Source organism: Streptomyces sp. NPDC001549, assembly GCF_042894025.1.
GTDB lineage: Bacteria > Actinomycetota > Actinomycetes > Streptomycetales > Streptomycetaceae > Streptomyces > Streptomyces kutzneri.
Map to the genome: position 1 here is coordinate 51,730 of NZ_JBIAVJ010000030.1, position 10,158 is coordinate 61,887.

The 10,158-nt window shown below is 72.6% G+C and carries 9 protein-coding genes; 6 read left to right on the plus strand and 3 right to left on the minus strand.

Features of this window, described 5'->3' with window-relative positions:
* Positions 1–47: 47 nt before the first annotated feature.
* Positions 48–1,163 (minus strand): hypothetical protein, encoded by a 1,116-nt coding sequence (locus ACFY04_RS35945; RefSeq protein ID WP_389123761.1) that lies wholly within the window; start codon positions 1,161–1,163, stop codon positions 48–50.
* A gap of 305 nt (positions 1,164–1,468) precedes the next feature.
* Here ACFY04_RS35945 and ACFY04_RS35950 point away from each other — a divergent pair, with 305 nt between their 5' ends.
* Both ACFY04_RS35950 and ACFY04_RS35955 read left to right on the plus strand, forming a co-directional pair.
* Complete coding sequence (locus tag ACFY04_RS35950) at positions 1,469–3,127, plus strand: MFS transporter (RefSeq protein WP_389123634.1); 1,659 nt, start codon at positions 1,469–1,471, stop codon at positions 3,125–3,127.
* 314 nt (positions 3,128–3,441) lie between these two features.
* On the plus strand, positions 3,442–4,614 hold the full coding sequence (locus ACFY04_RS35955) for an acyl-CoA dehydrogenase family protein (RefSeq protein WP_189739730.1): 1,173 nt from the start codon (positions 3,442–3,444) through the stop codon (positions 4,612–4,614).
* 9 nt (positions 4,615–4,623) lie between these two features.
* Here the strand turns inward: ACFY04_RS35955 and ACFY04_RS35960 are convergent, their stop codons facing one another.
* A complete protein-coding gene (locus tag ACFY04_RS35960) occupies positions 4,624–5,073 on the minus strand; it encodes a cell division protein SepF (protein WP_373041407.1) in 450 nt (149 codons plus the stop codon).
* Between the two features lie 285 nt (positions 5,074–5,358).
* Here ACFY04_RS35960 and ACFY04_RS35965 point away from each other — a divergent pair, with 285 nt between their 5' ends.
* The 4 genes from ACFY04_RS35965 (at position 5,359) to ACFY04_RS35980 (ending at position 9,168) form a co-directional block, all read left to right on the plus strand.
* On the plus strand, positions 5,359–6,666 hold the full coding sequence (locus ACFY04_RS35965) for a DUF5685 family protein (protein WP_389123636.1): 1,308 nt from the start codon (positions 5,359–5,361) through the stop codon (positions 6,664–6,666).
* A 77-nt stretch (positions 6,667–6,743) separates the two neighbouring features.
* Positions 6,744–7,559, plus strand: coding sequence for a DUF1684 domain-containing protein (locus tag ACFY04_RS35970; RefSeq protein ID WP_389123639.1), 816 nt, complete (start codon positions 6,744–6,746; stop codon positions 7,557–7,559).
* A 135-nt stretch (positions 7,560–7,694) separates the two neighbouring features.
* On the plus strand, positions 7,695–8,591 hold the full coding sequence (locus ACFY04_RS35975) for a S1 family peptidase (RefSeq protein WP_389123642.1): 897 nt from the start codon (positions 7,695–7,697) through the stop codon (positions 8,589–8,591).
* A gap of 97 nt (positions 8,592–8,688) precedes the next feature.
* Complete coding sequence (locus ACFY04_RS35980; protein ID WP_389123645.1) at positions 8,689–9,168, plus strand: hypothetical protein; 480 nt, start codon at positions 8,689–8,691, stop codon at positions 9,166–9,168.
* 18 nt (positions 9,169–9,186) lie between these two features.
* Here the strand turns inward: ACFY04_RS35980 and ACFY04_RS35985 are convergent, their stop codons facing one another.
* Complete coding sequence (locus ACFY04_RS35985; protein ID WP_389123648.1) at positions 9,187–10,083, minus strand: DUF4231 domain-containing protein; 897 nt, start codon at positions 10,081–10,083, stop codon at positions 9,187–9,189.
* Positions 10,084–10,158 lie beyond the last annotated feature (75 nt).

Genomic DNA, 10,158 nt, shown 5'->3' on the forward strand with positions numbered 1-10,158 from the left:
TTTGCTGAAAGATGGACCGGAATGATCCATTCCGTGATGTGGGGGCTCTATGGAGGACCCGAGCCGTTCAGCCAGAACGCCCCGTAGACCGCCGAGGCCAGGGCCAGCGCGCCCACCACCGCGGCCGCCCGCCCGGTCCGCCACCGCGCCAGCGCCACCGCCGGCGGCAGCATCAGCGGGAAAGCGGGCAGCAACAGCCGGGGCTTGGAGCCGAAGTACCCGGACGCGCACAGCGCCAGCGCCACGACGATCCCGCAGTACACGAGCAGCGGCACCGGCTGCCGCTGGCGGACGCACCTCCCGTACAGCCAGAGCACCAGCACGACCCCCGCGATCAGCCCCACCCCGGCGAGGAACGCGGACGAGGCCAGCTTCGCCCCGATGAACCCCGCGAACGCCCAGCCGCCGTCGAAGCCGTTGCCCCAGCCGCCCTGCACGTCCAGGTAGCCCAGCAGGCCGCCCCCGGTGCGCGCGCCGACCCACAGCACGTACGCCGCCGCGCCCGCCGGAGCCAGCAGCACCCCCGCGACCGTCCGCCAGGACCGCTCCCCGCGCCGCCAGGCCATCGCGGCGGCCACCCACACCGCCGCGACCACCGCCGCGCCGACCGGGCGGGTCAGCCCGGCCCCGGCCGCGAGCAGCCCCGCCGTCAGCCACCGTCCGCGCAGGGCCCCGTAGAGCGCCCAGGCGGCCAGGGCGGTGAACAGCGACTCGCTGTACGCCATGGACTGCACGATCCCGACCGGCAGCGCCGCCCAGACCGCGACCGCGAACACCCCGGCCCGGCGGCCGTGGACCAGATCGGCCACCGCGAAGATCCCCCAGGCCGCGGCCAGCCCGGCGACCACCGACACCACCAGACCCGCGGAGCCGTACGAGAACCCGGTCGCGGCGGAGACCACCCGTTCCAGCCACGGCAGCAGCGGGAAGAACGCCAGGTTCGAGTGAACGTCCCCGTTCGGGAGGAGCACCTCGTACCCGTACCCCTCCGCGGCGATGCGGGCGTACCAGAGCGAGTCCCAGCGGGCCGACAGCAGCGTGTGCGGGCTGGTGCCGACCGCCGCGCCCCACACCGCGAGCACGGTCAGCCCGAGCAGCCGGACCGCCGCGAAGACGGCCAGCGCGGGCGCGGCCCGGCGAAATCCAAGATCTTCCACAGGAATGATTATCGGTGGAGCCGGCCATATGCCCCTCAAGGGCCGGGGGGACGTGGTGTGCGGAAACCACGGGCCGTGAGCGCGCGTGTACACGGGGGAAGGAGGGCGGCGGAGGGAGTGGCATACGCCACACCGGGGCCCCCGCAGGGATGAGAGCTTGACCACGTGTCGGGCAGACGAACTCGCGTACGCTGACCGTTCACTCGCGTGTCGATGCCGGACCCCGTTGGACGCCGCACAGCGCACCACCCCCCGTGGCTCCACAAGACGCTGGTCCGCCGAGCGCGAGGGATCACCTGGGAGGTACATGCATGTCGGGGACGAACGCGGCCGGGGTCCGGACCCCTTCCCCCTGGCAGCGGCTGAACGCCGCCTCCGGTGGGACCAACCGCTGGGTCGTCCTGGCGGTGCTCTGCGTCAGTCTGGTCCTCGTCGCGCTCGACGCGACGATCCTGCACGTCGCCGTCCCCTCCGTCACCGAGGACCTGCGCCCCGGCTCGATCGAGCTCCTGTGGATCGTCGACGCCTACCCCCTGGTCTGCGCCTCGCTGCTCATCCTCTTCGGCACCCTCGGTGACCGGGTCGGCCGCCGCCGCATCCTCCTCCTCGGCTACGGGCTCTTCGGCGCGGCCTCCGCGATAGCGGCCCTCGCCGACAGCGCCCAGGTCCTCATCGCCGCGCGCGCCCTGCTCGGCATCGGCGGGGCGATGATCATGCCCGCCACCCTGTCGATCCTGCGGCAGGTCTTCCCCGACCGGCGCGAGCGGGCGCTCGCCATCGGCATCTGGACCGCCGTCGCCGCCATCGGCGCGGCCAGCGGCCCGGTGCTCGGCGGCTTCCTCGTCCAGCACTTCTGGTGGGGCTCCGTCTTCCTCATCAACATCCCGCTGATGGCACTGATCCTGCCGCTCGGCCGCTGGCTGCTGCCGGAGTCGCGCGGCTCCGCGGACGGGCCCTGGGACGTGCTCGGCGCGCTGATGGCCGCCGCCGGTGTACTCGGCGCGGTGCTCGGGATCAAGCGGCTGGGCGCCGAACGCCGGCTCCTCGACGCCGAGGCGCTGCTCCCGCTGCTGGTCGGTGTGGTGCTGCTCGTGGTGTTCGTGCGGCGGCAGAAGCGGCGCGAGCACCCGCTGATCGACATGCGGATGTTCTCGCGGGCCGCCTTCTCCACCTCGGTCGCCTGCATCGTCCTCGCCATGCTGGCCCTGGTCGGCCTGGAGCTGATCGCCGTCCAGTACCTGCAGCTGGTGCTGCACCTCAGCCCGCTGGAGACCGGCCTGCGGCTGCTGCCGCTGACCTTCGCCGCCATGGCCGCGGGCGCCACCGGCTCGTACACCCTGGGGCGGGTCGGGCCGCGCACGATGGTGTCGCTGGGCTTCGTCCTGACCGCGTCGGCCGTGCTGCTGCTGACGCTCATGGGACAGCAGGACCGGCCGCTGCTGCTGACCATCGGCTTCATCCTGCTCGGCTTCGGGCTGCAGACCACGCTGTTCGCCGCGTACGAGTCGATGCTGAGCGAGGCCCCGGCGGCCACCGCGGGCGGCGCGGCCTCGATCGGCGAGACCTCGTACCAGCTGGGCGCGGGCATGGGCATCGCACTGCTGGGCAGCGTGATGAACGCCGCGTACCGGCCGGGGCTCGTGGGCGTGCCGGGGGTGACGGCGGCGGATTCGGCGGGCGCGGCGAATTCTCTGGGCGAGGCCTACCAGATCGCGGCGCACCTCGGGGGGCCGGCGGGGGCGTCGCTGCACGCGGCGGCGCGGCAGTCGTTCGTGCACGGACTGCATGTGACGTTGCTGGTGAGCGCCGTGCTGTTGTTCGCGGGGGCGGTGATGGCGCTGAAGCTGCCGCGGGCGATGGATTGCGGGGCGGCGGAGGATGTGGCGGCGCCGGCCGCCGGCGAGGCGGTGCGGTTGCCCGCGCAGGCGAAGGGTGAGGTGCGGCCGACCCCGGTTGAGCAGGCGGGCTGACGCCGTCCGGTGCCGCCGGGTGCGGCGCCGTTGCCGGGGGCGCCGCCCCGGACCCCCGCGCCTCAAACGCCGGCGGGGCTGAAAGATCGCCTCGAACGCCGGCGGGGCTGAAAGATCGCCTCGAACGCCGACGGGGCTGAAAGATCGCCTCAAACGCCGGCGGGGCTGAAAGATCGCCTCGAACGTCGGCGGGGCTGAGGTGGTGCGGCGGGGCCGGGTCGGTGGGGGCTGGATTTGCCCGGCCCGGGCGAATAGCTTCGGGCGAGCGCAAAACTTGCGCTGCTAGGTTCTGTCTCAGGCCGCCGGGAGGCCCAGTGTCCGCGTTCCTGCCCCATGATCCGCTCGGGCTCGACGAGCTCCTCGGGCCCGAGGACCTCGCCGTCCGGGACACCGTCCGCGCCTGGGCCGCCGACCGGGTGCTGCCGAACATCGCGCAGTGGTACGAGAGCGGCGAGCTGCCCGGGATCCGTGAGCTGGCCCGGGAGCTCGGCGGCATCGGGGCGCTCGGGATGTCCCTCCAGGGCTACGGCTGTGCCGGCGCCAGCGCCGTGCAGTACGGGCTCGCCTGCCTGGAGCTGGAGGCCGCCGACTCCGGGATCCGGTCGCTCGTGTCGGTGCAGGGGTCGCTCGCCATGTACGCGATCTGGAAGTACGGCTCCGAGGAGCAGAAGCAGCGCTGGCTGCCCGGCATGGCCGCGGGCGAGCTGATCGGCTGCTTCGGGCTGACCGAGCCCGATGTGGGATCGGACCCCGCGGCGATGCGGACCTACGCCAAGCGCGACGGCACCGACTGGGTGCTGAACGGCCGCAAGATGTGGATCACCAACGGTTCCGTCGCGGCGGTCGCCGTGGTGTGGGCGCAGACCGACGAGGGGATCCGCGGTTTCGCGGTGCCCACCGACACCCCCGGGTTCTCCGCGCCGGAGATCAAGCACAAGTGGTCGCTGCGGGCCAGCGTCACGAGCGAGCTGGTGATGGACGACGTACGGCTGCCCGCCGACGCGGTGCTGCCGCTGGTCACCGGGCTCAAGGGGCCGCTCGGCTGCCTCAGCCACGCGCGGTACGGGATCATCTGGGGATCCATGGGCGCGGCGCGGGCCAGTTTCGAGTCCGCGCTCGACTACGCGAGGACGCGGGAGCAGTTCGGCAAGCCGATCGGCGGTTTCCAGCTCACCCAGGCCAAACTGGCGGACATGGCCCTGGAACTCCACAAGGGCATCCTGCTCGCCCACCACCTGGGCCGCCGCATGGACGCGGGCACCCTGCGGCCGGAGCAGATCAGCTTCGGCAAGCTCAACAACGTCCGCGAGGCCATCGAGATCTGCCGCACCGCGCGGACCATCCTCGGCGCCAACGGGATCTCGCTCGAATACCCCGTCATGCGGCACGCCACCAATCTCGAATCGGTCCTCACCTACGAGGGCACCGTCGAGATGCACCAGCTGGTGCTGGGCAAGGCGCTCACCGGCCTGGACGCCTTCCGGTGAGAGCCCTGCTCAGCTCTGGTTGAAGAAGTCGCGTGAGCGGCCGCCCGCTTCGCCGCTGACGATCTGGGTGTCGGCCGGGGTCAGGAGGAAGACCCTGGTCGCCACCCGCTCGATCGAACCGCGCAGCCCGAAGGTCAGTCCGGCCGCGAAGTCGACGACGCGCTTCGCGTCGCCCGGGTCCATCGACGACAGGTTGACGATCACCGGGACCCCGTCGCGGAACAGCTCGCCGATGCCCCGCGCGTCACGGAAACCGTCCGGGGTGACCGTCGCGATGCGACGGCCGTGCTCCACGGCCGACTGGGAGGCCACCCGGACCCGCGGGTCGGTGACCCACTGCTCGCCGGGGCCGGCCACCGAACCCTGGGGGGCCTCCGCGTAGTCGTCGTCGTAGTAGCGCTCGTCGTCGCTGTCCTCCACGAGACCCAGCCAGGCACTCGCCTTGCGCACCGAACCCATGGACTGCCTCCTTTCACCGCGGTCAGTCTGTCTTCTCTCCGCTGCCCCTATGCTCGTCCATGATGCTGACAACGCGCCAAGTGGATAGTCGCCGCGCAGGGGTTTCGTGACGGTACTGGTGCAGAACATCCGTTGCACGGTCAAGGATCCTGGTGGCTACCACTGCTGACTGAGTGAAAATACGACCGCCGCCGCCGTACGGGTGAGCGACGCGGACGTACGGGTGAAACGCGCGGGTCGATACGATGCCCGGCAAGCACGCGTACGACACACGGGGGAAGCAGCTTGTTCGGCATCGTCAGACCTTGCACGCACCGGTTGGGAGAGCGGTTCAAGGCGGAGTGGATGGCCCATCTGTGCGGGCTGTGCCTGGCACTTCGGGGAGATCACGGACAGTTCGCCCGGATCGTGACGAACTATGACGGGCTGCTCGTCTCCGTTCTGACGGAGGCTCAGTCGGGTACCGCGCCCGAGGCCCGGCGCACCGCGGGGCCCTGCCCGCTGCGCGGGATGCGCACCGCCTCCGTGGCCCAGGGCGAGGGCGCGCGGCTCGCCGCCGCCGTCTCGCTCGTGCTCGCCTCCGCCAAGGTGCGCGACCACGTGGCCGACCGGGACGGGCTGTTGGCCCGCGCTCCCATAGCCGCCGCCGCGCGCAAGGTGGCCCGCGGCTGGGACCGGGCCGGAGCCCGCACCGGGGCCTCGCTCGGCTTCGACACCGCCGTGCTCGTCGACGCCGTGGACCGGCAGGCGGGCATCGAGACGCTCGCGGGTCTCGGCACCCCCGTGCTCGTGGTGACCGAGCCGACGGAGACCGCGACGGCCGCCGCCTTCGCGCATACCGCGCAGCTGGCCGGACGGCCAGGCAACGCCCCCGCGCTGGCCGAGGCCGGCCGGTACTTCGGCCGGCTCGCGCACCTGCTGGACGCGGTGGAGGACCAGGGCGCCGACGCCGTCGCGGGCGCCTGGAACCCGCTCACCGCCACCGGGACCTCGCTCACCGAAGCCCGCAGGCTCTGCGACGACGCCCTCCACGGCATCAGGCTGGCCCTGGGCGAGGTCGAGTTCACGGACGCGGGCCTCGCCCACCGGCTGCTCGTGCACGAGCTGCGCACCTCGGTGGACCGGGCCTTCGGCACGGGCAGCTGCGGCCACACGGCGACGGCCTCCGCCGGGCAGGGCGGCAACCCGTACGCGGGCCAGCCGTACGGCGGCCAGGGCGGGAACCCGTACGGCCAGGACGCCTACGGCCAGAACCCGTACGGCGGGGCTCCGTACGGTGGTGGAGCGGGCGGCCCCGGGATGCCGCCCACGGGCCCGGGCGGATTCGGTGGCGCGCCGCCCCCGCAGCGGCCCCGCCGCGGACTGCTCGCGGGCTGCGCGGTGGCCATCGGGCTGTTCTGCACCTGCCAGATGTGCTGCACCGAGCACGAGGGCCCGTGGTCCCGGAAGAAGCGGGACCCGTGGTGCGACTCCTGTGATTGCTGCGACTGCTGCAACGGCACCAGTGATTCCAGCGGCGGTGGCGGGAGCGGGAGCGGGGGCGGAGGCGGAGACGGCTGCTGCAGCTGTGACTGCTGCGGCTGCGACTGCTGAGGCTCTTTCAGATTTCACAGGTCCGGACGGCGTACGCGGGGATTCCCGTCCGGACCCGCGTGGAAGGGTTGAGCGGGATGAGCGACGACGCAGACGACCCGCACGCCGCGTGGCGGGAATGGCACGAGCGCAGGGCGGCGGCCGTGTCCGCGCCCTACGGCCCCCTCGCGCTGACCGGAACCCTCTGGCTCGCCGACTACCCGGAAGGTCGAATTCCGGCCGTTCCGGGGCACTGGCGCCGGACGGAGACCGGCGTGGCGCTGACCGCCACCGCCGGGGACTCCGTCCGTCTCGACGGCGAGCCCTTCACGGGTGACGTCGTACTGGGCGCCGACGAGGCCCCGCCCGCGCGCTCCCGGCTCTCCGCAGGGGAGCTCCGGATCGTGGTGATCCGGCGCGAGGGGGAGTGGGGCGTCCGCGTCTGCGACCCCGCCTCCGAGGCCCGCCGGACCTGCACCGGCATCGAGGTCACCCCCTACGACCCCGCCTTCGTACGGCCGGGGCGATTCCGGCCGTACGCCGAGGACCGGAGCGTCGAGGTGGGGAACGCCGACGGGCGGGCGCGCGGACTCGGCCTCGGCGGGGAGCCGGTCTTCTTCTTCGGGGGAGCCGGGCACACCCTCCAGGTCGCCGTCGACGCCGACGACGGCAGCCTCTGGGCCGTCTTCGGCGACGCCACCGGCGGGCGCTCCAGCCACCGCTTCCGTTTCCCCAAGCCCGGCATACCCGACGCGCGAGGTGCGATCGCGGTGGATTTCAACCGCTCCCCGCTGCCTCCCTGCGCCTTCGCGGACCACTTCATCTGCCCTTTCCCGCCGCCCGGGAACACGCTGCCCTTCGAGGTGACGGCGGGCGAGCGGAGGCTGAAAGCCGCTCTTGCGACCGGTATCTGACGACAGGACACTCCCGACAGCGCTTGTCAGGGGCACGGCCAAAGTTCATGCGCCCGCCGTGCCCCCGGCTGCGCCTCACGGGCTCTGGCACCCCCACAACCGCCGGGCCCCCAACCCTCTCCAGGAGGACGAGAAGTGAGGATCAAGCGCATGACCCGTACCAGGCTGCTCGCGGCGGCCACCGGCCTGGCCGCCGCCGCAGCGCTCGCCGTCCCCACGGCCGCGAGCGCGGACTCCAGCCGGGACGGCAAGGACACGGCCTTCAGCGCCGACCGGCTCGCCTCGGCCGGCGCATCCGTCCTGCGCGCCAACGTGGCGGGCACCGCCTGGCACACCGACCCCGCCACCGGAACCCTCGTGGTCTCCGCCGACTCCACGGTCTCCGAGGCCGGTATCGCGAGAATCAAGCGCGAGGCCGGAGCCGACGTCGGAGCCCTGCGCATCGAACGCATCCCCGGCAAGCTCACCAAACTGGTGTCCGGCGGCGACGCCATCTACGCCACGAGCTGGCGCTGTTCGCTGGGCTTCAACGTGCGCAGCGGCAGCAACTACTACGCACTGACCGCCGGGCACTGCACCGACGGAGCGGGCACCTGGTGGAGCAACTCCGCCCGCACCGCCGTCGTGGGCTCCACCGTCGGCTCCAGCTTCCCGACCAACGACTACGGCCTCATCAAGTACGCCAGCAACACGCCGGCTCCCCCCGGAACCGTCGGCAGCCAGGACATCACCAGCGCCGTGAACGCCACCCTCAACATGTCGGTGACCAGGCGCGGCTCCACCACCGGCATCCACAGCGGCCGGGTCACCGGGCTCAACGCCACCGTCAACTACGGCGGCGGCGACATCGTCTACGGCATGATCCGCACCAACGTGTGCGCCGAACCCGGCGACAGCGGCGGCCCGCTCTACTCGGGCACCCGCGCCGTCGGCCTCACCTCCGGCGGCAGCGGCAACTGCTCCTCGGGCGGCACGACCTTCTTCCAGCCCGTGGTCGAAGCCCTCAACGCCTACGGGGTCAGCGTCTACTGACGGTGAGTCACGCGCCCCCGTCGCACCCCTGGACGTCCTCCCGCCTTCTGGGAGGATGTTCCAGGCGGCCGTGTCCACGGGGGAGGCTGGTTTCTGCATGAAACGAATCGGCGTGACCGGGCACCGAGCCATTCCCGACTCGGTGCTCGGCCATGTGGAGGGCGGCCTGCGCGCCGTACTGGGCGGCCACGAAGGACCGTTGGAGGCCTTCTCCAGCCTCGCCGAGGGAGCGGACCAGCTGTTCGCCGCCATCGCCCTCGAACACGGCGCCGACCTCACCGTGGTGATCCCCAGCGGGGACTACGAGGACGCCTTCGAAGGCGCCGAGGCCCTCGCCCGCTACCGGGGCCTCAAGAACCGGGCCACCCAGGAGGTCCGGATGGACTTCGCCCGCTCCACGGACGAGGCCTACTACGCCGCCGGCACCTACATCGCCGACTCCTGCGACCGGCTCGTCGCCGTCTGGGACGGGCAGCCCGCCCGCGGGCACGGCGGCACCGCCGAGATCGTCGCCTACGCGCGGGCACTCGGCAAACCGGTCACCGTCATCTGGTGCGAGGGCGTGACCCGGGACTGAGCCACGCCCTCCCCACCCTCAACTGCTATGCCGGACCAGCCAGTCCGTGTGCTGCGGGGACACGTACCGCTCCGTCTCGTACACCGATGAAGGCCACTGCGACTCGGTGATGGTCGTCTGCATCACGACCATCATCGCCGCCAGGTCCTGCTCGATCAGCGTGTGCGCCTCGATCAGCGGATGGTGGCGGCGCACCTCGTTCCAGGCGATCCCGGCCGCCGCCGCCGCGCTCAGCAGCGCGGTCAGCCTCGGCCCCGGACCCGAACCGAACGACCCCAGCAGCGCGAACAGCAGCGCCAGGCAGGTCAGCAGCACGATCGTCCACGACCACAGGCTCGTCGCCCGCCGGGACACCTCCGTGCGCCGCCGGTACCAGTTGCGCTGCTCGATCAGCCGGTCCCGGACGTACGTCTCGCGCCGCGCCTGGTAGTCCAACCCGCGCAGCCGCTGCATCGCGCCGGTGATCTCCCCGCCCTCCGGCACCGTCCCGGCACCCCGCGGATCCTCCCAGCCCATCTTCCGCAGCTCGGCCAGACCCGCCTCCAGCCGGGTGCGGTACGTTGCCTCGGGCGTGGCGACCTCACTGCCGAACGGCGCCCCGTGCACCGCGTACCGCCAGGCCAGGGACTTGATGAACTCCGCCGCACTGCGGTTGAGCTGCCACTGCGGGCGGGCCCGGCGGCGGGTCGCCCGCATGCCCACGCCCAGCACCCCCACGTACGCGAGCACACTCAGCAGCCCGAAGAGGTACATCGAGCCCAGCTTCGGACCGGCGGGCAGCGCGGCGGCCGCCGCGGCCGCGACCAGCAGAAGCAGCTGGGCGCGGGTGGCCTGGGTGGACTCCCGCTGCCGGGAGATCGCCGCCTGGTCGGTGTGGTGGAAGAGGGCCGGCAGGTCCTCGTTTCGAAAGGTCATGCTGTCGGTCACAGCGCCCCCCCTGCTGTCGGGTGGCGGGCGGCGGGGCCCCCGCGGTCGCGGAGCCCCCGCCGC